Source organism: Kribbella sp. NPDC050820 (genome assembly GCF_040653975.1).
Taxonomy (GTDB): Bacteria; Actinomycetota; Actinomycetes; order Propionibacteriales; family Kribbellaceae; genus Kribbella.
The window spans coordinates 16,626-39,348 of the sequence record NZ_JBFAHB010000011.1; the positions used below are offsets into that span (position 1 = coordinate 16,626).

General features: G+C 69.6%; 20 protein-coding genes. 13 read left to right on the forward strand and 7 right to left on the reverse strand.

Annotated features, from left to right (window positions below):
* Positions 1–23: 23 nt before the first annotated feature.
* Positions 24–1,277: an aconitase X catalytic domain-containing protein gene (locus AB0H36_RS12595; RefSeq protein WP_360520693.1), complete on the forward strand. Its 1,254-nt coding sequence runs from the start codon at positions 24–26 to the stop codon at positions 1,275–1,277.
* A complete protein-coding gene (locus AB0H36_RS12600; RefSeq protein ID WP_360520696.1) occupies positions 1,274–1,699 on the forward strand; it encodes a DUF126 domain-containing protein in 426 nt (141 codons plus the stop codon). The genes AB0H36_RS12595 and AB0H36_RS12600 overlap by 4 nt, the downstream gene beginning before the upstream one ends.
* Here AB0H36_RS12600 and AB0H36_RS12605 read toward each other — a convergent pair.
* On the reverse strand, positions 1,643–2,845 hold the full coding sequence (locus AB0H36_RS12605; protein WP_360520699.1) for an MFS transporter: 1,203 nt from the start codon (positions 2,843–2,845) through the stop codon (positions 1,643–1,645). The genes AB0H36_RS12600 and AB0H36_RS12605 overlap by 57 nt on opposite strands.
* A gap of 110 nt (positions 2,846–2,955) precedes the next feature.
* Between AB0H36_RS12605 and AB0H36_RS12610 the strand changes: the two genes are divergently transcribed.
* Complete coding sequence (locus AB0H36_RS12610) at positions 2,956–3,798, forward strand: phosphatase PAP2 family protein (RefSeq protein ID WP_360520702.1); 843 nt, start codon at positions 2,956–2,958, stop codon at positions 3,796–3,798.
* Here AB0H36_RS12610 and AB0H36_RS12615 read toward each other — a convergent pair.
* On the reverse strand, positions 3,741–5,909 hold the full coding sequence (locus AB0H36_RS12615; RefSeq protein WP_360520705.1) for a SulP family inorganic anion transporter: 2,169 nt from the start codon (positions 5,907–5,909) through the stop codon (positions 3,741–3,743). The genes AB0H36_RS12610 and AB0H36_RS12615 overlap by 58 nt on opposite strands.
* Before the next feature lie 277 nt (positions 5,910–6,186).
* Between AB0H36_RS12615 and AB0H36_RS12620 the strand changes: the two genes are divergently transcribed.
* Complete coding sequence (locus tag AB0H36_RS12620; RefSeq protein ID WP_360520708.1) at positions 6,187–6,960, forward strand: SDR family oxidoreductase; 774 nt, start codon at positions 6,187–6,189, stop codon at positions 6,958–6,960.
* Positions 6,960–7,349: a MerR family transcriptional regulator gene (locus AB0H36_RS12625; protein WP_360520711.1), complete on the forward strand. Its 390-nt coding sequence runs from the start codon at positions 6,960–6,962 to the stop codon at positions 7,347–7,349. The genes AB0H36_RS12620 and AB0H36_RS12625 overlap by 1 nt, the downstream gene beginning before the upstream one ends.
* Here the strand turns inward: AB0H36_RS12625 and AB0H36_RS12630 are convergent.
* The 3 genes from AB0H36_RS12630 to AB0H36_RS12640 form a co-directional block, all read right to left on the reverse strand.
* Positions 7,330–8,058: a DUF427 domain-containing protein gene (locus AB0H36_RS12630; protein ID WP_360520714.1), complete on the reverse strand. Its 729-nt coding sequence runs from the start codon at positions 8,056–8,058 to the stop codon at positions 7,330–7,332. The two genes, AB0H36_RS12625 and AB0H36_RS12630, sit on opposite strands and share 20 nt — an antisense overlap.
* A gap of 64 nt (positions 8,059–8,122) precedes the next feature.
* Positions 8,123–10,249 (reverse strand): fibronectin type III domain-containing protein, encoded by a 2,127-nt coding sequence (locus tag AB0H36_RS12635; RefSeq protein WP_360520717.1) that lies wholly within the window; start codon positions 10,247–10,249, stop codon positions 8,123–8,125.
* Between the two features lie 152 nt (positions 10,250–10,401).
* Entirely contained in the window at positions 10,402–11,919 is a 1,518-nt protein-coding gene (locus AB0H36_RS12640) for an MFS transporter (RefSeq protein WP_360520720.1), read from the reverse strand.
* A gap of 123 nt (positions 11,920–12,042) precedes the next feature.
* On the opposite strand from AB0H36_RS12640, the gene AB0H36_RS12645 reads away from it, so the two are divergent.
* Positions 12,043–12,915 (forward strand): LysR substrate-binding domain-containing protein, encoded by an 873-nt coding sequence (locus AB0H36_RS12645; RefSeq protein ID WP_360520723.1) that lies wholly within the window; start codon positions 12,043–12,045, stop codon positions 12,913–12,915.
* A 46-nt stretch (positions 12,916–12,961) separates the two neighbouring features.
* Complete coding sequence (locus AB0H36_RS12650) at positions 12,962–14,737, forward strand: thiamine pyrophosphate-requiring protein (RefSeq protein WP_360520725.1); 1,776 nt, start codon at positions 12,962–12,964, stop codon at positions 14,735–14,737.
* Here the strand turns inward: AB0H36_RS12650 and AB0H36_RS12655 are convergent.
* Positions 14,726–15,541: a UbiA family prenyltransferase gene (locus AB0H36_RS12655; protein ID WP_360520728.1), complete on the reverse strand. Its 816-nt coding sequence runs from the start codon at positions 15,539–15,541 to the stop codon at positions 14,726–14,728. The genes AB0H36_RS12650 and AB0H36_RS12655 overlap by 12 nt on opposite strands.
* 18 nt (positions 15,542–15,559) lie before the next feature.
* Here AB0H36_RS12655 and AB0H36_RS12660 point away from each other — a divergent pair, with 18 nt between their 5' ends.
* The 3 genes from AB0H36_RS12660 to AB0H36_RS12670 are packed head-to-tail and all read left to right on the forward strand — an operon-like array spanning position 15,560 to position 18,125.
* Entirely contained in the window at positions 15,560–16,609 is a 1,050-nt protein-coding gene (locus AB0H36_RS12660) for a 3-oxoacyl-[acyl-carrier-protein] synthase III C-terminal domain-containing protein (protein ID WP_360520731.1), read from the forward strand.
* Positions 16,606–17,115, forward strand: coding sequence for an isoprenylcysteine carboxyl methyltransferase family protein (locus tag AB0H36_RS12665; RefSeq protein WP_360520734.1), 510 nt, complete (start codon positions 16,606–16,608; stop codon positions 17,113–17,115). The genes AB0H36_RS12660 and AB0H36_RS12665 overlap by 4 nt, the downstream gene beginning before the upstream one ends.
* Complete coding sequence (locus AB0H36_RS12670) at positions 17,112–18,125, forward strand: monooxygenase (protein WP_360520737.1); 1,014 nt, start codon at positions 17,112–17,114, stop codon at positions 18,123–18,125. The genes AB0H36_RS12665 and AB0H36_RS12670 overlap by 4 nt, the downstream gene beginning before the upstream one ends.
* 284 nt (positions 18,126–18,409) lie before the next feature.
* On the opposite strand, the gene AB0H36_RS12675 is transcribed toward AB0H36_RS12670, so the two are convergent.
* Complete coding sequence (locus tag AB0H36_RS12675) at positions 18,410–19,957, reverse strand: helix-turn-helix domain-containing protein (protein ID WP_360520740.1); 1,548 nt, start codon at positions 19,955–19,957, stop codon at positions 18,410–18,412.
* Positions 19,958–20,047: 90 nt separating this feature from the next.
* Here AB0H36_RS12675 and AB0H36_RS12680 point away from each other — a divergent pair, with 90 nt between their 5' ends.
* The 3 genes from AB0H36_RS12680 (at position 20,048) to AB0H36_RS12690 (ending at position 22,710) form a co-directional block, all read left to right on the forward strand.
* A complete protein-coding gene (locus tag AB0H36_RS12680; RefSeq protein ID WP_360520743.1) occupies positions 20,048–21,313 on the forward strand; it encodes an FAD-dependent oxidoreductase in 1,266 nt (421 codons plus the stop codon).
* A 125-nt stretch (positions 21,314–21,438) separates the two neighbouring features.
* Positions 21,439–21,840, forward strand: a complete 402-nt coding sequence (locus AB0H36_RS12685) for a VOC family protein (protein ID WP_360520746.1) — start codon at positions 21,439–21,441, stop codon at positions 21,838–21,840.
* 66 nt (positions 21,841–21,906) lie between these two features.
* Positions 21,907–22,710 (forward strand): hypothetical protein, encoded by an 804-nt coding sequence (locus tag AB0H36_RS12690; protein WP_360520749.1) that lies wholly within the window; start codon positions 21,907–21,909, stop codon positions 22,708–22,710.
* Positions 22,711–22,723: the final 13 nt, after the last annotated feature.

A 22,723-nucleotide genomic window follows, 5' to 3' on the forward strand; every position in this document is an offset into this window, starting at 1 on the left:
CTGAGGTTGTAGTTTGTCGGGTTGTGGACAATCTGCGTCTGACCGCCGAGGACGAAGGGATGCTCGGCGGTCAGGAGGGTGGCGGGGTGGCGCTGGCGATGCGGGTGGTCGTCGGCCTGGCCCGGATCGAGGGCGCGCCGCGGCTGGTCGAGATCACCTCGGCGCACGTCGACTCCTGCCTGTACCACGGTCAGGTCAGCCTCGACTTCGCCCACAAACTCGTCGGCCTCGGCGCGCAGGTCCGTGTCCCGACCACCCTGAACGTCGGCTCGATGGACCTGCTGCATCCCGGCCTGGTCCGCACCGGCACCGAGGCCGAACGCGAGACCGCTCTCCGCGGCCGCGAGCTCATGTCCGCGTACGTCGACCTCGGATGCACGCCGACGTGGACCTGCGCGCCGTACCAGCTTCCGAACCGGCCCGGCCTCGGCGAGCACGTCGCCTGGGCGGAGTCGAACGCGATCGTGTTCGCCAACTCGGTCCTCGGCGCCCGCACCGATCGGTACGGCGACTTCCTCGACATCTGCGCCGCGATCACCGGACGAGCGCCGTACTCCGGACTGCAGACGACCGAGGCGCGGCGGGGGACCGTGGTGTTCGACTGCCGTCCGCTCGGTGAGTTCCTGCGGACGGACCTGGCGTATCCGTTGCTCGGGGTGCATGTCGGGTCGCTGGTCGGTGGCGAGATCCCTGTGCTGGTTGGAATTCCGGAGGATGTCAGCGAGGACGACCTGAAGGCGTTCGGCGCCGCGGCGGCGTCGGCCGGGGGAGTCGCCCTGTTCCACGCGGTGGGTGTGACGCCGGAAGCGCCGACCGGTCCGCCCGACGACCTGCCGACGTACGTTGTCGACCTGGACGCGATGCGCCGGACTCGGCGTCGATTGTCGACAATCGCCACGAATCAGCTCGATGCGGTGAGCGTCGGCACCCCACACGCGTCGTACGACGAATGCCGGCAGTTGGCCGACCTTCTCCGCGCCGGTCCGCCCATCCGGGTGCCGTTCTACCTGTCCACCGGCCGCGCGACCCGGGATCGTGCGGCCGCGACCGGAGTCATCAGCGCCCTCGAAGCGGCCGGTGTCACGGTCGTGGTCGACACGTGCACCTACGTGACCGCGATCCTCTCGCCGGCCTGGAAGAACGTGATGACGAACTCCGGCAAGTGGGCGCACTACGCGCCGGGCAACATCGGCGTCGACGTGGTGCTCGGCTCACTGGCGGAATGCGTCGCCTCCGCCCGCGCGGGCCGGGTCGTCATCGGGGAGCTGACGGCGTGACGATTGAGGCGCGGACGCTCCATCCCGGCACGGCGGTCGGTACGCCGATCCGCCTGACCGCACCGCTGTCGTTCTGGGGCGGAACCGACGAGCTCGGCCGGATCGTTGACGCTCATCATCCGCAGTGCGGCGAGGTCCTGGCCGGTCGCGTCCTGGTGATGGAGTCCGGCCGCGGTTCGAGCTCGGCGTCCAGCGTGCTCGCCGAGCAGATCCGCGCCGGCGCCGCCCCGGCAGCGATCATCCTCGCCCGCCCCGACTCGATCATTGCCTTGGGCGCCCTTGTCGCCCACGAGCTCTACGGCCTGTCGACACCGGTCGTCGTCGTGGAACAAGCGGCGTACGGCGAACTCCCGGCCGACCAACCCCTACAGGTCAGCGCGAGTCCCGACCACGCGACGATCAGCTGGCCGCCGCATCAGTAGCGCGGTCGCCAGGAACAGCGCCGCACACGCGGCCAGCGCGACCGGCAGACTGCTCAGCCGGGCGATCGCGGCGATGCCGACCCCGCAGACGGTCTCCCCGAGGTACTCGAGCTGGGCCAGGAAGGAGTGCGTCGTCGCCCGGACGTCGGCGGTCGTCCGCGCGTTCACCCAGATCGTGCTGATCACCCGCGTCAACGGCGTCGCTATCCCGGAGACCAGTACGACGGCGATCGCACCGACCACCGGATCCCGCGCCAGCGCGAGCATCGCCATGCTGACCACCCCGGAAACCGCCGCCCACGCGTAGTCGGTGCGGGCGTGGTCGCCGTCGATGCGCTTCCCGAGCACGCGCAACGTCAGCGCACCGACGAGCAGCCCGACCACACCGAGCCCGGTGAACCAGATGATCGGATCCGGCTCGCTCGGCCAGCCCAGGTCGAGCAGCTGCTTCTGCGTCATCCGCCTGGCCGCGTCGGACGCGCCGTTGACGAGGAAGGTCGCGGCGAAGATCAGCATGATCTCGCGATTGCGCCGTACCAGGGTGAGACCGCGGCGGAACGTCGTCCACGACCCCGACCACCGCGCGGTGCGGATCGGGACGAACCGCTCCTCGCGGAACCTGAGCGCGATGTAGACGGCGAGCGACATCATCGCGACGCCGGCCACGACGATCGTGACATCGCGCCGGGTCGCCCACGCCAGCGACCCGAGCGCGATCAGGCCGGTCGCCGCGCCGGTCAGCTGAGCCCGGGCAGCCCGCGCGAGTACGGCGGTGATGCGGTCCGGCTGATCGAGCTCGTCGGTGATCCACGCGACGTCCGACCCACTCGCGAACGTCCACGAGATGCCCCACAGAACCTGGGTCGCGAGGAGGAGCGGGAACGACGTCACCAGCCCGGTGGTGAGCATCGCCGTACCCATCAGAAGTTGCGAGATCACCAGCGACCACTTGCGGCTGATCGTGTCGGCGAACACGCCGGCCGGCACCTCGCACACCAGTGCGAAGACGCTCTGCACCGACCCGATCAGCACGAGCTGGGCGGCGGACAGGCCGGCGTCGACGACCAGGTAGACGCTCGTCACGAGCCACCACCCGTTGTGCAGCACCGCCCGCATCCAGGTCCACCGGATGAACACGCCAACCATCCCTCGAACCCTTCCGGACCGGCCTCCGCCCGGCAACGCAATTAACGCAGGCCTCGAAGTGTGAGTTGGTTCATATTCTTCGCAACTATAAGCATGTTGCAATAGTTGAAGTGCGGGCTGAGAAGGGGGTTCTCGTGGCGCAGTTGACGCTGGAGCGGGTGGAGCAACCGGTCGTGGTGCGGCCGCGGACCGGTGGCGGACGGCGGATCGTCCGTGAGGTCGGGCTGCTCGCCGTCCTGTTCGGCGCCTACAACCTCGGCCGGTTCCTGTCCGCCGACCATGCGGGATCGGCGTACCGGCACGCCGACAAGCTGATCGGCTGGGAGGCCTGGCTGGGACTGCCGAGTGAGGCGACCGTCCAGCAGCAGGCGCTGCAAATCCCCGGACTGGCCGAGGCTGCGAACGTCTTCTACGCGAGCGTGCACTTCCCGCTGACCGCAGCGGTCCTGGTGTGGTTGATGATCCGGCGACCGGCCGAGTACGGCAAAGCTCGCTGGGCGCTCGCGGCACTGACCGGGCTGGCGCTGGTCGGGCACATGTTCTTCCCTCTGGCGCCGCCGCGGATGATGCCCGGCTGGGTGGACACCGGCGTCCTGCTCGGGCAGTCCGTCTACGGCCCGACCACCGACTCCGGGGTGGCGAACCAGTTCGCGGCGATGCCGAGCCTGCACGTCGGCTGGGCGTTCATGGTCGCGGTGTTCCTGATCCGGGCGACTCACTCGCGCTGGCGCTGGTTGTGGATGGCGCACCCGGTGCTGACGTTCGCCGTCGTCGTGGTGACGGCCAACCACTACTGGCTCGACGGGCTCGTCGCGATCGCGTTGGCCCTGCCGCTGCTGCTGGTCTTCGATGCGGGGCGGGTGCGCCGCCTGAAGAACGCACCCGCCGGGTTCGATCAGCGCTTGGACAAGGTGCCGGCGGTGGCCAGCTCCTCGTCGGCGCGGACCAGGTAGGGCTCGCGGTCCAGGACCAGCCGCGCCGCGGCCGCCCCGATGTCGAACCACAGCCCGATCAGCTCGAGCCGTCCTTCGGCCTCGGCCTTGCGAACACAGGAGAAGTTGCGCAGGTTCGCCAGCTGTACGCCGACGTTCGCGACGGACAGCTTGTCGGCCGGAGACAGTTTCACCCCGGTGGCCGGGTCGACGATGTCCGGTAGCCCGACGGCACGCCGTACCGACGGCTCCAGGTGGCGGAGCCAGTTCTGCAGGCCGGAACCGGCGGGGACGTTCGCCTCCAGCGCGGCCGCGGCCGCACCGCAGTGCGAGTGACCGCAGACCACGATCGACTGCACGCCGAGGACGTCGACGGCGTACTCGATCGCGGCGTCGACGGAGTTGCTGTTCGATCCCTTCGGCGGAACCAGGTTGCCGATGTTGCGGACGCAGAACTGGTCGCCGGGACCACTCGTGGTGATCATGTTCGGCAGGATCCGCGAGTCCGCGCAGGTGATGAACAGGTGCGCCGGCCGCTGTCCGTCGGCCGCCAGTTTCGCCAGCATCGGCCGGATCTCGTCGGCCGACGCCTCGAACGCGCGGACGCCGTCCAGCATCGAGACGCGCTGGTCGGGCTCGGGGATGACCTGGCGCTGCCAGGGCAGCAGCCGCCGGGCCGCGTCGGTGTGCAGCGCGGCGCGCAACGCGACCCGGTTGAGCTCGACCGAGCCGCCGCGCGCGAGGTGACCGCGCCGCCAGTCCTCGATCGCTTCGTACGCTGCGTGATCGAGGTGATCGACCTCGAGCTCGACTCGCACCTTGGTGCCGACGGGGATCGTCCGCAGCGTCCGGACCAGCGATGCGACGCCGAGGAAGACGAGGGAGCCGCGGATCCGCACGGTCCACAGTCCGTCCTGCTCGGTCGCAGTGACTGTCGCTCGACTGAGCCGGTAGAGCACGCGTGCGAGCGCGAGCACCAAGCCGAGCAGCACCCCCTCGGCCAGTCCGAGTACGGCGACTCCGCCAGCGGTCACGACGTACACGAGTAGCTCGTCATGCCGCCGCAAGGTGCGGATGTGAGCAAGCTGGACCAGACGCAACCCGGTGACGAGCAGTACGCCGGCCAGCGCGGCCATCGGGATGAGTTCGAGCATCGAGCCCGCGGCGAGCACGAACGCCGCGATCCAGATGCCGTGCATGATCGCCGACGCCCGGCTGCGCGCGCCGGCCGCGACGTTCGTGGAGCTGCGCACGATCACGCCGGTCACCGGCATGCCACCGACTGCGCCGGACACCGCGTTCGCGGCGCCCTGGCCGATCAGCTCCCGGTCCAGGTTGCTCCGCTTGCCGCGGTGAAGCTTGTCCACGGCAACGGCTGACAGCAGTGACTCCACGCTGGCCACCAGGGCCACGGTCAGCACCGCGGTGATGATCTCCATCGGGGTGCCGTCGGGCACCGCGGGCAGAATCAGCTCCTGCAGCGGCTGGTCCGGAAGGTTGACCCGGGCAACGTCTGCCATGAAGACGGCGGCCAGTGCCGTCACCGCCACGACGGCGACCAGAGGTGCCGGAATCGCTTTGACCTTGGGCAACCTGGGCCAGGCCAGCAGGATGACGACGGTCAGCACACCGACCAGCACCGAGTGCGCGTGGTGGGCCACGAGCTGGCCGGGCAGAGCCTCCAAGTTGGCGATCAACGAGCTCTGCGCCTGCCCGCCGAGCACCACGTGCAGCTGCTGGACGGCGATGGTGACGCCGATCCCCGCGAGCATGCCGTGCACCACGGCGGGTGAGAGTGAGAGGGCGAGCCGCCCGATCCGGGTGACGCCCAGCAGGATCTGCAACAGGCCGGCGGCGCAGGTGATGCCGGCGGTCGCGGCCCAGCCGAACTGGCCGACCAGGCCCGCGACGACAACGGTGAGGCCGGCGGCGGGACCGCTGACCTGCAACGGGGAGCCGCCGAGCGCGCCGGCGACCACGCCGCCGACCACCGCGGCCACCAGGCCGGCGATCAGCGGGGCGCCGGACGCGGCGGCGATCCCCAGGGAGAGTGGAACGGCGATCAGGAAGACCACCAGCGAGGCCGGCAGGTCATGGTGGAGAACGGACTGCCAGCTACTGCGTTCGGGCACAGGTGTCCGCTCGGAACCTGGCGGAGAATGGGAAGTGGACATGGTCGGCACGGGTCCCTCCGGCGTCGGGTGCTCGGCAAGCAGCTCTGGGCATCAGGCGTCGAAACAAAGAGTGTCGATCTGGTTACCCACTGTACTGGGCTGTTCAAGGCCGCAACAGCGACAATTCCAATTCGTTGCCGACGGCCCCGACGTCCGAAAGGTGACGATTGCTCATGGCATCCACGCTGCGCCGTAGACTTTCCGGGGCCAGTGAGGGACGAGAAGGAGTCAGCACGTGGATCTGCAACTGTCCGGCCGGACTGCGGTGGTCACCGGCGCCAGCAAGGGGATCGGGCTGGCGTGCGCGGAGGCGCTCGCGTGGGAGGGCGCGAAGGTGATCGGGATCTCCCGGGACGCGGGGAATCTCGCGAAGGCGCAGGCGGAGCTGGCGGCCAAGGGGCTGGCCTTCGACGTCGAGGCGGTCGACCTGACCGATGCCGACGCGACCAAGGCTGCGTTCGCGCGGATCGGCGTACCGGACATCCTGATCAACTGTGCGGGCGCCGCCCGCCGGACGCCGATCGACGAGCTGGACAGCAAGGCGCTGCACGCGGCCATGGAGGCGAAGTACTTCACGTACATGCACGCGACCGAGGCGGTCATCCGCGGGATGGCCGAGCGTGGCAGCGGCGCGGTCGTGAACGTGGTCGGCCAGGGCGGGCGCGCGGCGAACCCGCTGCACATCGGCGGCGGCGCGGCCAACGCGGCGCTGATGCTGGCGTCGGTCGGCTACGCCAAGGCGTACGCCGGTCAGGGCGTCCGGGTGAACGTGATCAACCCCGGCATGACCCGCACCGCCCGGGTGGACGAGGGCCTCGAGGCCGCGGTCCGCGCCAGCGGCCGGCCGAAGGACGAGTTGCTCGCGGAGATGGTCGCCGAGATCCCGATGGGCCGCGCCGGCGAACCCGCCGAGGTCGCCAACGTCGCCGTCTTCCTCGCCTCCCCGCTCGCCAGCTACGTCACCGGCGCCATCATCACCATGGACGGCGGCGTCACCTCGGCGATCTGATGTTCGGCATCGGAGACCTCGCGGGCCGGTTCGGGCTGGCCACCCATGTGCTCCGGCACTGGGAAGACGAAGGCCTGCTCACCCCGGCCGCGCGAGTCGGCGGCCAACGCCGGTACGACGAGTCGCACGTCGCCCGCGTGGTGATGATCCAGCGCGCCAAGGCCGCCGGGCTCAGCCTCGACCAGATCCGTCGCATGTTCGACGCCCCCGGCGGGTCCGAGCGCCGGGCGGTCCTCACCGAGCAGAACGCCGTACTCGACGAGCAGATCCGCCAGGCGCAGGAGTCCAAGCGCCTCATCGAGCACGCCCTCACCTGCGAGGCCCCCGACTTCACCGAGTGCCCCCACTTCCACCAGCTGATCGCGGAGCTCAGTCCGAGAACGGGGTGATCGGGCGGTCCCGGAGGGTGCCGTCGATGGTGGTGTCGACCTTCTCGTCGAAGAAGGCGATGTGGTTGGCGATCGGGAGCAGGGGCGCGGTGGGGAAGTCGTACGACCAGGCGAGGTCCTTGCGGTCGCCGACCGACCACCAGGCCGACGTCGTGCCCTTGTACGGGCAGGAGGTGACGGTGCTGCTCGGGGTGAGGTGCTCCAGGCGCACCGCCGTACGCGGGAAGTAGTAGCGCGGTGGCAGCCCGGTCTCGAAGACGATCACGGTCGACGCGGACTCCGCGAGGACGACGCCGTCGACCGCGACCTGGACGTGCCGGGTCGACTTGATCGCGTCGCAGCGGGCGTACGGATTGCGGGGGTGGACGAAGACCTCCTCGTCCTCCTCGAACCAGCTGTCCAGCGCGTCCCACTGGAACCGGACCCGGTCCTTCGCGACGCCGTCGTCGTACACCCAGGCCTTCCCCGAGCCCGCGGTGTGCACCCGCGCGACACCGTGCTCGAACGTCTTGGTCTCGCCGGTGTCGGTCAGCACCCCGTCGGCCACGTCCGCGACCGGCACGTAGTACTGCGGGTACGGCGGGAACTCCCACAGGTAGATCGCATCCGACGTGTCCAGGACGACGCGGTCGCCGAGAGTCGCGCGGATCCGGCGGGGGACCGGCGCGGTCGAGCCGGGCGGGACGAGAGGTTCGGGATAGACGCTCATTCGTCCAGTAAAGGCACGGGGCCGGCCCAGGGGAAGGCCGGCCCCGCGATCTGTGGACAACCGGTCAGACGGTGATCCAGTCGATGTCGGCGATGTAGCCGCCCGGGTTGTGCACCTTGATCGAGTTGGCTCCGGCCTGGAGCTTCATCGGCAGGTAGGTGACCTGCGGTGTGCCCCAGTCGTTGTCGCCGAGGCCGTGGTAGTTCACCCAGTAGTCATCGGCGCCGTTGACGGTGAGCATGCTCTGCCGGCTGGTGTCGCCGTCGGTGTACGCGATCTTCACCAGGTAGGTCCCGGTGGCCGGCACCGTGATGTCGTTCAGCGTGACCGACGCGTCGTAGCCGATGTTGCCGATCTTCTGGCCGCCCGAGCACAGGTTGCAGCCGGAGATGCCCGCGTTCCCGGTCAGCGTGCTGGTCGACGCCTCGGCCTCGTACTTCACCGGTCCACCCGACTTCGAGGTGAACATGGTGACCGGCGCACTCGCTTCCGACGACCGGCCGCTCGACACGCCCTTCACGGTGAACGTGTACTGCGTCTGCGGCAGCAGCCCGGTCACGACCGCGCTCGTGCTCGAGCTGGTCGCCACCTGCTTGCCATTGGCAAACACCTTGTACGACGTCGCGCCGGTGCTCGGCTGCCAGCTCAACGCCACGGTGGTCCGGTTGACGTCGGTCGCGGTCAGGTCGGCCGGCTTGCTCGGCGACGCCTTCTTCTCCGGCGTGATCTTGTACAGCTTCGAGCCGTGCGCGGGCAGCTCCGCGCTGACCTGGCCGGAGACGCCGCGGGTGTTCTGGTCCGCCCAGACGTCCCGGACGGTGGCCTTGCCGGTGATGCCGAGCTGGTCGAAGTTCCCGGTCACCGTGGCCGGGGTCTCGGCCAGGTTGAACAGGCCGACCGTGACGCTGCCGTCGGGGTTGTCGGCGTACCAGACCTGCTGCAGCTGGTCCTGGTTCAGCGGGCGGGCCGGGTTGCCGGACTGGTTGATCGCGATGACCTCGCGGTTGGTCAGCAGCTTCAGGCCGTACGCGTCCAGCTTGGTCATGTCGTCACCGACGAACAGCGGCGCGGCGTTGATCGCCCAGAACGTCATGTAGCTCCGCCGCTCGGCCTCGTTGATGCCGTCCATCTCGCCGACGCCGACGTTGATCGCGTCCAGGTTGTTCCAGTGCCCCGGTCCGGCGTCGTCGATCCACTGCGGCAGGTCCCACCAGCGCTGTTTCACCGAGCCGTCCCAGCGGACGATCGTGTCGCAGTAGCACTCCACGTCGGTGTCGATCCGCCAGCCGTTCGAGTTCTGCTTCCACACGTCGGCGTACCGGTGGCTGAGCGACCAGGACAGCGTGTACATCATCGGGCGGCCGGAGTTCTGCACGGCGCGCCACCAGGCCTCGACGTCCTCGGTGTTGTTGTGGTTGGGGTCGTCCGGGGCGCCCTTCCAGGAGCCTGGGCCGACGCCGTCCATCTTGATGAAGTCCACGCCCCAGCTGGCGAACAGGTTCGCGATCGAGTCCGCGTACTTCTGCGCGCACGGGCTCGCGTAGTTGATCTTGTACGCCTGGTCCCAGCCGTTCGTCGTTCGCAGGTCCGGGTAGACGATGTCGCGGGTGAAGCATCCGGGCGCGTCGTAGATCGGTGTGTTGCCGTCGCGGTAGACCTCGAAGCCGAGCCCGACCACCGTGTAGATGCCGAACTTCAGGCCGAGCCTGTGGAGGTCGTCGCCGACTGCCTTCATGCCGCGCGGGAACCGCGTCGGGTTCGCGGTCGGGCGGCCGTACTCGTCACCGCCGAGCTGCCAGCCGGCGTCGATGTTGATGTACTCGTAGCCGTACGGCTTGAGCTTGGTCGCCATCGCGTGGGCCTGGGTGAGGATGTTCTGCTCGGAGATGAAGCTGCCGGGGCCGTCCGGGTTCACGCCCGGGTAGTTGGTGGACTGCAGGCTCCAGCTGGACCAGCCCATGTACGGCTTGGCCGCAACCTGCGGGTACGTCGCCGGCGTCGCCTTGGCGCTCGTCGTCAGGTCGGGGACGCCTTGGAAGGCGGAGTCCGGCTCGACCAGCGCCGGCTTGGGGCCGGGCTGGTCGGCGGTGGGCGGGGCCGCATCGGCCGGTGCGATCGCGGCGGCCGTCGACACCAGGGCGACGGAAGCCAGCACGGCCGCGGCGGTACGGCGTCTGGTCAGGTTCAGCACGATGTGATCCCTCGGGGGGAGGAGAGAGCGGACCTCGCCGAGCCTAGGTGTGCTTAATTTACGTCGTCAAGTATTCAGACCGCACACCTTGAGAAGCCACCGACCACAAAGTGTGCCGAGAAATGGTTGGTGGGTTCTCAAGGTGCGGAGGGTCAGTGGTGTTGCGGGCGTCGGCGGGGGCGCATCGGTCGGGTGTGCGGGTCGATGCGCTGGTGCTGGCGGCGGCCCAGGGTGAACGGGCGCGAGGTACGCGTGATCCGCGGGCTGGCCGGGGCCGACAGCCGGATCTCGGTCTGCTCGAGGTTGACCCGGACCGGAGCCTGGTGCCAGGGCGAGCGGGTGCGGACCAGGACCAGCCGGAACCGGCCGTCGCGGCGGAGCCGCAGTGCGATCGCGATCGTCGCCGCGGCCGGGATCAGTCCGGACAGCAGCAGGCTGCTGCGCGCGCCCCAGGTCTGGGCGAGGAAACCGACCAGCGGACCGCCGATCGCGCCGCCGCCGATGAACACCAGGTTGTAGATCCCGGAGACCCGCCCGCGCAGCCCGTCGGGCGTGGTCAGCTGAACCATCGACTGCGCGGCGGTCAGGAACATCAGCGTCGCCATGCCCAGCGCGGCCAGCAGCGGGATGAAGGTCCACAGCGAGGGCTGGATCGCCGCCAGGATCTCCATCACGGCCAGGAAGGACGCGATACCGACCAGGTTCCGCAGCCGAGGCGTCCGGACCCGCCGTGCGGACAACAGTGCGCCGGTCAGTGCGCCGACCGCGACGACGGAGTTCAGTACGCCGTACCCGGTGGCGCCGATGTGGAAGACGCGGTCGGCGAACGCGGTCAGCGTCACCGGCAGGCTGATCGCGAACATGCCGTAGATCCCGACCAGCGCGATCGCCCAGCGGACGGCCGGCTCGTGGAACGCGTACCGCACGCCGTCCCTCAGCCCGTCCCGGATCCGCATCCCGGCACTCGCCTTGCGGGCCGCCTGCAGCCCGGGCATCTCGTGCTCACGCATCCGCAGCAGCGCGGAGATCGAGGCGAAGAACGTGATCGCGTTGATCGCGAAGGCCCAGCCGGCGCCGAGCGCGCCGAGCAGCACGCCGCCGAGCGCCGGGCCGACCATGCTGCCCAGCTGGAACGTCGACGAGACCATGCTGATCGCGTTCCGGACCCGCTCCTTGCCGACCAGTTCGGGGACGAAGGACTGCCGGGTCGGGTTGTCGACCGCGGTCGCGAGGCCCAGGAACAGCGCCATCAGGTAGACCTGCCAGACCTGGACCGAGCCGGTGAAGGCCAGGACGGCGAGGACGGCGGCCCCCGTGCCCATCGTCGTCTGGGTGACCAGCAGGACCTTCCGCTTCGGGAAGCGGTCCGCGATCACCCCGCCGTACAGGCCCAGCAGGAGGGTGGGGAGGAACTGCAGCGCGGTGGTGATGCCGACCGCGGTGGCGCTGCCGGTGATCGTGAGCACCAGCCAGTCCTGGGCGATGCGCTGAATCCAGCCGCCGGTCGAGCTGACCAGGAGTCCGCTGACCAGGAGGCGGAAGTTGCGGACCTCCAGGGCGCTGAACGTCTCCCGGAATCCGGGCCGGCGCCGCGGGTCGGTCGCGGTCTTGCTGTTGTGGGTGTGGAAGTCGGGGACGGATGGGACAGTACCGGTGGCCCGGGAGGTCAAGAGCGTTCCCTACGCGAGTGGACTGGTCAGGGGAGGACACGTCCATCCTCACGGTCGGTACTGAATTCTGATAGCGAATTACTCCTATTACTCTTATCGCGTCGCGTAATAGGAGGTCCATCGATGTACGACCCGGATCAGCTCCGCACGTTCCTGGCGGTCGCGCAGTCGCTCAGTTTCACCCAGGCCGCCGAGCGGCTGGGTATCCGGCAGCCGACGGTCAGCCAACACGTCCGCAAACTCGAGGTTGCGGTCGGGCGGCCGCTGTTCCTGCGCGACACCCGGACGGTCACACTGACCGCGGACGGCGAGGCGATGGCCGGGTTCGCCCGGACCATCCTGGCCGCGCACGAAGAGGCGGCCGGCTACTTCACCGGCTCGGACCTGCGCGGCCGGCTGCGGTTCGGCGTCACCGACGACCTGGCGCTCACCCCGCTGCCGCGGATCCTGCGCGACTTCCGGCAGCTGTACCCGCGGATCGACCTCGAGCTCACGGTTGCCCAGAGCCCCAACCTGCTCCGCCGGGTGGAGTCCGGCCACCTCGACCTCGCCTACGTCAAGCACAGCGTCGGCACTGGCTACGAGCCGAACGGCCGGCTGGTACGGCGGGACCCGCTGGTCTGGGCCGGGATCAACGGGACCCGGATCGCGCCCGACGGCCCGGTGCCGCTGGTCGCGTACCAGGCGCCCAGCCTGAGCCGCTCGCTCGGTGTCCAGACTCTGGAACAGGCCGGTCGCTCCTGCCGGATCACCTGCATCGTCCGCGGTGTGAACGGCGTCCTCGCGGCGGTCCGGGCCGGCCTCGGCATCGCGATCTTCGCCCGCTCGCTGATGCCCGCCGACCTGGTCGAACCGCCGCCGAGCGCCGGTCTCCCCGAGCTCCCGTCCATCGACCTGGTGCTGATCACCAATCCGCGCGCGTCGAAGGAGCCCGCCGAGGCGCTGACCGCCGCGATCCTCGGCAGCAACGCGCCACTCAAACCCGACGCCGCATAAAGGAGACGTCTACGGGCACCCGAGGGGTGACACCGAGGGAGGTCTCATGAAGACGGTTGGCGACTACCTGCTCGAGCGGCTCCGGGACTGGCAGGTGGACACCGTCTTCGGCTATCCGGGCGACGGCATCAACGGCATCCTCGCCGCCTGGACGCAGGCCGAGGAGGGTCCGCGCTTCATCCAGTCGCGGCACGAGGAGATGAGCGCCTTCCAGGCCGTCGGCTACGCCAAGTTCACCGGCCGGGTCGGCGTCTGCCTGGCCACCTCCGGCCCCGGCGCGATCCACCTCCTGAACGGTCTGTACGACGCCAAGCTCGACCACGTCCCCGTGGTCGCCATCGTGGGCCAGACGAGCCGGTCCGCGATGGGCGGCTCGTACCAGCAGGAGGTGGATCTGCACACCCTGTTCAAGGACGTCGCCAGCGAGTACGTCGAGACCGTCAACGTGCCCGAACAGCTGCCGAACGTCCTCGACCGGGCGATCCGGACCGCGCTGGCCCGGTCCGCCCCGACCGCGGTCATCGTGCCGTCCGACGTCCAGGAGCTGGAGTACACGCCGCCGGAGCACGCGTTCAAGATGGTGCCGTCGAGTCTCGGGTTCGCGGCCGCGGTGGAGGTGCCGGACGAGGGGGGTCTGCTGGCGGCGGCCGACGTACTGAACAGTGGGGAGAGGGTCGCGATCCTGGTCGGCCAGGGCGCCCGGGGTGCGCGGCGGGAGCTCGAGACGGTCGCCGAGCTGCTGAACGCGGGGGTGGCGAAGGCGCTGCTCGGCAAGGACGTGCTGAGCGACCATCTGCCGTACGTGACCGGGTCGATCGGGTTGCTGGGGACGCGGCCGAGCTGGGACCTCATGCAGGGCTGCGACACGCTGCTGACGGTCGGGTCGAGCTTCCCGTACTCGCAGTTCCTGCCCGACTTCGGCCAGGCGCGGGCGGTCCAGATCGATGCCGACCCGACCATGATCGGGATGCGGTACCCGTACGAGGTCAACCTGGTCGGCGACGCCGCGGCCACGTTGCGCGAGCTCACGCCGTACCTGCTGCAGAAGGAGGATCGGTCCTGGCGTTCCGGGATCGAGGACGGCGTGCAGCGGTGGTGGGAGGTGATGGCCGCGGCCGCGATGGTCGAGGCGGACCCGGTGAACCCGCAGCGGTTGTTCCGCGACTTCTCCGAGCGGTTGCCCGAGGACTGCATCGTGGTCGCGGACTCCGGCTCGGCGGCCGACTGGTACGCGCGGCAGCTGCGGTTCGACGAGACCACGCGCGGCTCGTTGTCCGGCACGCTGGCGACGATGGGCTCCGCGGTGCCGTACGCGATCGGCGCGAAGATCGCGCATCCCGGCAAGCCGGTGGTCGCGTTCTCCGGCGACGGCGCGATGCAGATGAACGGGCTGGCCGAGCTGATCACGATCAAGCGCTACTGGCAGGAGTGGAGCGATCCGCGGCTGGTGATCGCCGTACTGCACAACAACGACCTCAATCAGGTGACGTGGGAGATGCGGTCGCTGCAGGGCGCGCCGAAGTTCCCGGACTCGCAGACGCTGCCGTCCGTGGACTACGCGGCGTTCGCGCGGTCTGTGGGGCTGGCGGCGATGACGGTCCGGTCCAGCGCGGAGCTGGGTTCGGCCTGGGGTTCGGCCCTCGCGGCGGACCGGCCGACCGTGCTCGACGTGCACTGCGACCCCGACGTACCGCCGATTCCGCCGCACTCGAGCTGGGACCAGATCCAGAAGACCGCCAAGTCGCTGTGGCGCGGCGACGAGGACCGCTGGGGCGTGTTGAAGGAAGGCGTGAAGACCAAGTTCCAGGAGCTACGGCACTAGCGCGTCGCCCCGGATGACCAGCGCTGCCACGCTGACTGCGGCGACCGCGATGGTGACCAGGAACGGTGCGTTCTTCCAGACCAGGATCACGGCCAGCAGGACGGCGACCACGCCGAGCACGAGCCAGCCGATCACACCGGCCGGGCCGGGTGGGGCGAGGACCAGGAGGATCGTGGCCGCGGCCAACGGGACCGGGGCGAGCAGGCGGGCCGCGCTGCCGAGGCGTTGCGGCCAGCCGCGGACGCCGGTGGCGAGATCGTCGGCCAGATCGGGTACGACGTTTGCCAGATGGGCACCGACTCCGAGCAGGGCGGTGGCCGCGGTCGCCCACCAAGGCGCCCAGGTGCCCGTGGTGCCGAGCGTCACGAACGAGGGGAGTGCGCCGAACGCGACGGCGTACGGGAGCCAGGAGACGGCGGTCGACTTGAGGCCGAGGTTGTACGCCCAGGCGCAGGCGACGAAGAGCAGGTGCATCAGGCCGGCGGCGATCCCGTTGGCCAGTGAGACCGGGACAGTGACGACCAGCATGACTCCGGCGCCGATCGCGAGCGTGCGGCGACTCACCAGTCCACGTACCACAGGCTTGTCCTGCCGGTTCACAATGGTGTCGCGGGCGGCATCTATCGCGTCATTGCTCCAGCCGATCGAGAGGTGTCCGGTGAGGATCGTTGCGGCGACGAGGAGACACCCGGCCGGACTGCGCCCGGCCGACCAGGCCACGGCCGTGGTGAGCGCGGTGACGGCAGCAGTCGGGCCGGGGTGGCATGCGAGTGCCAGACCTCGCACCGTCGTCAGAACACTCACCGACGTAACGATGCCACGATGACGCGGATCGCAGCGGTCCGGCCCGCGTTGCCGCCGTACCGCTATCCGCAGTCTGCTCTCACCGACGCGTTCGCCTCGATCTGCCTGCCCGACGGCAGCGGTACGGCGTTGCTGCGGCGGCTGCATGCGAATGCGGGGGTGTCGTACCGGCATCTGGCGCTGCCGCTGGAGCAGTACGCCGTACTGAAGGACTTCGGTGAGGCCAACGACGCGTGGATCGCGGCAGCCGTGGACCTGGGGGCTGAGGCGGTTGCTGGGGCGGTGAAGGATGCGGGGCTGACGCTGGACGACGTCGATCTGCTGATGTTCACCACGGTGACCGGGGTGGCGGCGCCGTCGATCGACGCGCGGGTCGCGTTGCGGTTGGGGCTGCGAGAGGATCTGAAGCGGCTGCCGTTGTTCGGACTGGGGTGTGTGGGCGGGGCGGCGGGGATCGCTCGGGTGCATGACTACCTGAAGGCTTGGCCGACGCAGGTCGCCGTCCTGCTGTCCGTGGAGTTGTGCTCGTTGACGTTGCAGCGGGACGACTCGTCGTTGGCGAACCTCGTCGGCGGCGCGTTGTTCGGGGACGGTGCGGCGGCGGTGGTGATGACCGGTTCGGAGCACCCGCTGGCCTCGGGGCCCTCGGTGGTGGCGACGCGGAGCCGGCTGTACCCGAACTCCGAGCGGGTGATGGGGTGGGACATCGGCTCGGGCGGGTTCCGGATCGTGCTTGGGGCGGATGTGCCGGACGTCGTACGGACCTATCTCGGTGGCGACGTGCGGGCGTTTCTGGCCGCGCACGGGCTGACTGTCCCGGAGATCGGGACGTGGGTGAGTCATCCGGGTGGGCCGAAGGTGCTGGAGGCGGTCGCGGAGACGCTCGACCTACCGCCCGGGGCGCTGCAGCTGACCTGGGATTCGCTCGACGCGGTCGGCAACTTGTCGTCCTCGTCCGTGTTGCACGTGCTCGGTGAGACCCTCCGACGAGATCCTGTCGGCATGGGACTGCTACTGGCCATGGGCCCCGGCTTCTGCTCCGAGCTGGTTCTGCTGGAGTGGCCGTGAGTTGGTACGTCGTTCTCGTCGTCCTGGTCGGGTTCGAACGGGTCGCCGAGCTGGTGGTGTCGCTGCGGAACGCGCGATGGAGTTTCGCGCAGGGTGGCGTCGAGTCGGGGCGTGGGCACTACCCGTTCATGGTCGTGCTGCACACCGGGTTGCTGGTGGGGTGTCTGGTCGAGGCGGCCTATCGGCCGTTCATCCCGTGGCTCGGGTGGACAATGTTCGCGGTGGTGCTGCTGTCGCAGGGGTTGCGATGGTGGTGCATCGCGGTGCTTGGGAAGCAGTGGAACACGCGGGTGATCGTCGTACCAGGGCTGCAGCTGGTTGCACGTGGCCCCTATCGATGGATGCGGCACCCGAACTACGTCGCCGTGGTTGCCGAGGGCATCGCGCTGCCGCTGGTCCACACGGCGTGGGTGACGGCGGTGGTCTTCACGGTGCTGAACATCCCGTTGCTGGCGGTCCGGATCCGGACCGAGGAGGCGGCCCTGGACGCCGCCCTGCACAAGTGATCGACCTCCTGGTCGCCGGCTCCGGCCCCGCCGGTGCTGCCACCGCCATCCGCGCCGCCCTGGCCGGCCTCTCGGTGGTGGTCGTCGAGCCGCGCTCAGCCCCGATCGACAAGGCTTGCGGAGAAGGCATCGCGCACAGTGCCGTGGAGTACTTGGGCCGTCTCGGGGTATCGCTCGACGGCCGCCCGTTCTACGGCATCCGCTACCTCGACGCGGGGCATCAGGTCGATGCTCGCTTCACCACCGGACCAGGCCTGGGCGTCCGCCGCACCACGCTCCACCAAGCCTTGGCGGATCGCCTGACCTCGTTGCGCGTGCCGATTGTCGAGTCCCGCGTCGCTGCTATCACGCAGAACACCACCTCGGTAACAGCAGCAGGCATCACAGCTCGCTACCTGGCCGCCGCCGACGGCCTGCACTCAGGCATCCGCCGCCAGCTAGGTCTGGCCGGTGCACCCGGCGCCACCCGCCGCGGCCTGCGCCGGCACTTCCACGTAGCTCCATGGACCGATCTGGTCGAGGTGTACTGGTCCGGGCTGGGCGAGGCCTACGTGACTCCGGTTGCCGACGACCTGGTCGGCGTGGCCATCCTCACCTCCGAGCGTGGCACGTTCGACTCGCACCTCGACGCGTTCCCGGCCCTGAAGCGCCGCCTGCGCGGCGCGTGCCCGGCGAACGCCGTGATGGGGGCCGGCCCACTCCGCCAGCGAGTGCGGGCACGGGTGGCTGGGCGGGTGCTGCTGGTCGGCGACGCGGCCGGGTACGTCGACGCACTGACCGGCGAGGGCATCGCCGTCGGACTGCGTACGTCGGCCGAGCTGGTGGACTGTGTCCTGAAGGATCGGCCGTCCGACTACGAGGCCGCCTGGCGGCGAGTGTCCTGGGAGTGCCGGCTGCTCACCGGCTCGTTGCTCTGGGCCCGCAACAGGTCGTTGCTCGCGCCCCGCATCGTGCCGGCGGCCACGCTGCTCCCCGGCGTCTACTCGCACATCGTCAACCGCTTGTCCTGAGCAAGGATTTCGCTGTGTCCTTCTCCTGGGGCCCGGCGATCGCTCAGACAATCGCCGGGCCCGGAGAAGCCCGAGCTTCCTGGTGAAAAGCTCGGACCGGCCGGTCCAGCCTCCTGGTGAAAGGCTGGAACGGTGCCCCAGCTTCCTGGTGAAAAGCTGGGACAGTCCTTGGGGGTCGTGCTCGGTGTTCCTGAGGAAGACTTAATCAGTCGGATGTTGCCCAACAGTTGCCGGAATATGAAGCCTTGTTACGTAGGGTTGTGGCGTACATCTCAGTGCCCGTCTTAGTGCTCGGTGCGCACCGCGGCGATCTGCAGCTGGAGCGCGAGGCGTTCGCGCGGACTCGACAGATCCAGCTCTGCGATCTCGCCGATCCGTTTCATCCGGTGCCGCAACGTGTTCGTGTGCAGATGCAGTTCCCGCGCCGCGCGCTGCGGCTGACCCGGGTACTCCAGCCACGCCTGCAGCGTTTCGACGAACCCGGTGTCGTGCTCGATGTCGTGCCGCAGCAGCGTCGCGAGCGGTCCGTCCAGCTTGCTGGTGTCGAGCGAGGTGACTGCCCGGTGAACAGTCAGCACGTGCCACGCCTGCTCCACCGGCAAGGCGGGTCCTGGTGCAGCGCCCCGCCGTACCAGGCCTAGCAGCTCGACCGCCTGGGCACGTGAGCTCGGCAGGTCTGCCGGACCGCGTGCCTGCCCACCTGCCGCCGCGATGGTGCCTGGCGCTGTCTTGGCCTGCTCAGTGACGAGCTTGCTCAACCAGCTCCACGAGCCGGGCCCGTCCGTGTCGGTGACGACTGCCAGGACCGTGCCGTCGAGGTCTGCGAGCTGCGGCTCGCTCCACCCGTGTCTGCGACCGGTCGACTCCCACAGGTCGAGCTGCTGCGGTACGTCGTACCCGTCTGGCGAGCCAAGGGCGACAACACGCCATGGCTGCGGTGGGAGCCGTACGTCGATCGGGTTGTCGGGGGAGAACTGCCTAAGGATCGTCCGCAACCTGTCGATCGCACTCCGCCGCGCCACGTCGGCCTGCGCGCGCAGCCGCAGCAGGTGCAGCGCCAGCACCGACGCAGCGTTGCTCAGCTCGGCCGTCACCTCGTCACTGACCGGGCCGTCCACCACAGCCCAGATAGACCCCAGCCACTCGCCACCAGCCCGCACAGGTACGACGAGACGCGGCCGAATCCCGTTGGGTCCGTCAGGGACCAGGAACGGCTCGCTGGAACGTGCAAGCCGACGGAAGATGCCACGGGCCCGGAAGTGCGCGATCACCTCGGGCGGTACGCGACGGCCGACGATGGTGGAGACGCGGGTCGGGTCGGTGAAGTCCTGGCCGGAGGAGTACGCCAGCACTCGCGACTGGTTGTCCTCGATCGTGACGGGCGCGTCCACGATCGCAGCGGCGGCGTCGGCGAGTGCAAACAGCTCCTGGTGCACGCCGGCGTCTCCGGCGGCAGGGGAGTCGGGTGCTGCGGCCCTGTCGATCACACCGCGTAGCAGCCAGACCACGTGCGCCCAGGTGACGCTCGGCTGCAGTGCTACGAGGGTGAGCAGCCACCGCTCGGCTGCCGCGACCACGGTGGGGTCGTGGGCGAGCGTCGTACGCAGAACGACGCCTGAGGCGCTGCTGGCAGCGCAGCGCTCGACCAGCTCGACCGCATCCTCTGCGTCGCGGAGGCCCAGGCCAAGCACGAGGTCACCGGGCTGGCCGGTCGCGGGCTCCTGGGGGTCGGCGAGGAAGACGTCGCGGACCTCGCCGTCGCCCTTGCCGGTCACCACCACCTCGAACAGGGCAGGGCCGACGGCGACGATCAGGTCAGGCGCGGTGATCATGGAGTTATTGTGCTCTGAGCACAGTCATTTGTCTCTTCAGTGGTGTGATCGCACCATGACAGCGGTGCGCGGCGGCCGCACCATCGATACATGGTCGCTGTTGGTTCCACACACATCGTTCCCGATCGCGTCGCTGTCGTCGGCGCGGGCATGGTCGGACTCGCCACCGCCTGGTTCCTCCAGGAGGCCGGCGTCGAGGTCACCGTGCTCGACCGCGAAGGCGTCGCCGCGGGCGCGTCCTGGGGCAACGCCGGCTGGCTGACGCCCGGCCTGGCCACCCCGCTGCCGGAACCGGCAGTCCTCAAGTACGGCGTCCGCGCGGTGCTGAGCCCGTCCTCACCGGTGTACGTTCCACCGACCGCGAGCCCGCGGCTACTCAAGTTCCTCACCGGCTTCGCTCGCAACAGCACCGCCGGACGCTGGAAGACCGCGATGGAGTCGCTGGTCCCGATCAACCGGCAGGCCCTGCCCGCGTTCGACTTCCTGGCCAAGGCCGGCGTCGAGGCGCAGACCTACGAGGCCAAGTCGTTCCTGGCCGCGTACCGCACCGAGGCCGAGCGCAGCGTGCTGCTCGAGGAGATCGAGCACATCCACGCGGCCGGCCAGGGCATCGAGTTCGAGGCGATCAGCGGTGACGACGCCCGTGAGATCGAGCCTTCGCTGTCGGACGAGATCGGGGCCGCGATCCGGTTGCACGGACAGCGGTTCATCAACCCGGGCGACTACGTGAAACTGCTGGCCGAGTCGGTCACCGCCCGTGGCGGGCAGATCATCAGCGGGGTCGACGCGCTGGACATCGTCGACGAGATCCGGGGGGTCCGCCTGGTCACCGGCGACGGTGAGACCGACCCGTTCGACGCCGTGGTGATGGCGACCGGCGCGTGGCTCGGGGACCTGTCCCGGCAGTTCGGGGTGAAGACCGTCGTACAGGCCGGGCGTGGGTACAGCTTCAGCGTGCCGATCGAGCACGTGCCGGCCGGCCCGGTCTACTTCCCGGCGCAGCGGATCGCCTGCACACCGCTCGGCGACCGGCTGCGGGTCGCCGGGATGATGGAGTTCCGCAAGCCCGACGCGAAGCTCGACCCGCGCCGGATCGACGCGATCGTCGAGGCGGCCCGGCCACTGCTGCGGGACGCCGACCTGGACGCGCGCACCGACGAGTGGGTCGGACCGCGGCCCTGCACCCCGGACGGCCTCCCGCTGATCGGCGCGACCGCGTCGCCGCGGGTGTTCGCCGCCGGCGGTCACGGCATGTGGGGCATCACGCTCGGCCCCATCACCGGACAGTTGCTGGCCGAGACCATCACCACCGGCCGCACCCCCAGCGAGTTGGCTCCGTTCGACCCGCTCCGCTGACGACAACGGGATGGACCCCGGAGCGGGCCCTGGCGATAGATCTCCTGCCCAGGGCCCGCTCCCGTCGTTTTGTCGGCGGTGGGTGACATCGTGGTCCTCCTCGACCTTACGAGGAGGACTTCTTCATGGTGCTGCGCTGGTACACCCTCGTCATCGACTGCCACGACGTGCGCAAGCAGGCCGCCTGGTGGGCCGAAGCGCTCGGCTGGAGGACGATCTACGAGACCGACGAGGAGTGCGTGAACATCCCCGGCTGGGTCGACGAGCAGGCCGTGCGCGACACCCCCTGGGAGCGGATCGGTCCCGGCATGACCTTCGTCCCCGTCCCCGAGGGCAAGGCCCTCAAGAACCGCCTCCACCTGGACCTCGCCCCGCACACCACCCAGGACCGCGACGCCGAGATCGCCCGCCTGGAGGGCCTGGGCGCGCGCCGCGCTGACGTCGGCCAACCCGAGGATGCCTCCTTCACGGTCCTCGCCGACCCCGAAGGCAACGAATTCTGCATCCTGAGCTCTCGCGCCACCTGACCGTTGCCGAACGTCGAGACAGAGCGCACCATCGGTCTCAACCTCAACAGTCAGGAGGCCGGGGGGATGCCAAACACGTACGACGGCCCGCCGACCGCGGCTCGCAACGCTCCACCGCAGTTCCAGCAGCGGGCTCCGATCGAGCGGCAGCGGAAGAGCAGTTGGCTCGATCAGGCACCGAGGACGCTGGATGTCGTCGCTCGGGCGGCTTGTCTGCTGGCGGGGGCGGCCTTGCTGGTCACGAGCATCGTCGCGCTCTTCGCGGACGTCGATCAGACGAGCCTGTTCGCCGTACTCGTCGCGGGTCTGCTGTTGCTGATCATGCCGACGATCGCCGATCGGATCCGGAAGCTCAGGCTCGGCCGGTTCGAGGTGCAGCTGGTCCGCCAGATCGCCGCGAGCGCCCGGGGCGCGGCCCAGACGCTGCAGCGGCTCGGCCTCGGCCGCGAGCTCGACGCCTACGCCACCGTGTACACCGAGTTGCGCGGACCGGAGCTCTCGGACGTCCGGGGGATGGTCCTCGACCGGATCGTCGACCGCGTGGCGGGCGCCGCCCGGGTCGAGAAGTTCGACAAGGACGAGGTCAGAACGATGTTCACCGAAGGCACGCCGGTCATGCGCGTGCTGGCGCTCGGCCTGATGGAGGGCGATCCGTCCTTGGTGGACGCTGCGGTGCTGCACGAGGCGGTGAGCCGATCCTCGAGCGCGAACGAGCAGTACCACGCGCTGAGGCTGGTCCGGGACCAGTGGAGCCGGTTGACGCCGCCCGAACGCTCCAACCTGCGGTCAGCGATCGAGGCGAGTTCTCAGATCGAGCCCGGAACGGCCCGGCACCGGCTGGCAGACGAAATCCGGATGCTCACCGTGTGAGCACCCGGATTCG

What these genes read in the sequence shown, in the direction of transcription:
- AB0H36_RS12605 (WP_360520699.1), bottom strand. Translation starts at nt 2,845, where the DNA reads ATGGTTGGCGTGTTCATCCGGTGGACCTGGATGCGGGCGGTGCTGCAC.
- AB0H36_RS12625 (WP_360520711.1), top strand. Translation starts at nt 6,960, where the DNA reads ATGTTCGGCATCGGAGACCTCGCGGGCCGGTTCGGGCTGGCCACCCAT.
- AB0H36_RS12630 (WP_360520714.1), bottom strand. Translation starts at nt 8,058, where the DNA reads ATGAGCGTCTATCCCGAACCTCTCGTCCCGCCCGGCTCGACCGCGCCG.
- AB0H36_RS12645 (WP_360520723.1), top strand. Translation starts at nt 12,043, where the DNA reads ATGTACGACCCGGATCAGCTCCGCACGTTCCTGGCGGTCGCGCAGTCG.
- AB0H36_RS12650 (WP_360520725.1), top strand. Translation starts at nt 12,962, where the DNA reads ATGAAGACGGTTGGCGACTACCTGCTCGAGCGGCTCCGGGACTGGCAG.
- AB0H36_RS12660 (WP_360520731.1), top strand. Translation starts at nt 15,560, where the DNA reads ATGACGCGGATCGCAGCGGTCCGGCCCGCGTTGCCGCCGTACCGCTAT.
- AB0H36_RS12675 (WP_360520740.1), bottom strand. Translation starts at nt 19,957, where the DNA reads ATGATCACCGCGCCTGACCTGATCGTCGCCGTCGGCCCTGCCCTGTTC.
- AB0H36_RS12680 (WP_360520743.1), top strand. Translation starts at nt 20,048, where the DNA reads ATGGTCGCTGTTGGTTCCACACACATCGTTCCCGATCGCGTCGCTGTC.
- AB0H36_RS12685 (WP_360520746.1), top strand. Translation starts at nt 21,439, where the DNA reads ATGGTGCTGCGCTGGTACACCCTCGTCATCGACTGCCACGACGTGCGC.
- AB0H36_RS12690 (WP_360520749.1), top strand. Translation starts at nt 21,907, where the DNA reads ATGCCAAACACGTACGACGGCCCGCCGACCGCGGCTCGCAACGCTCCA.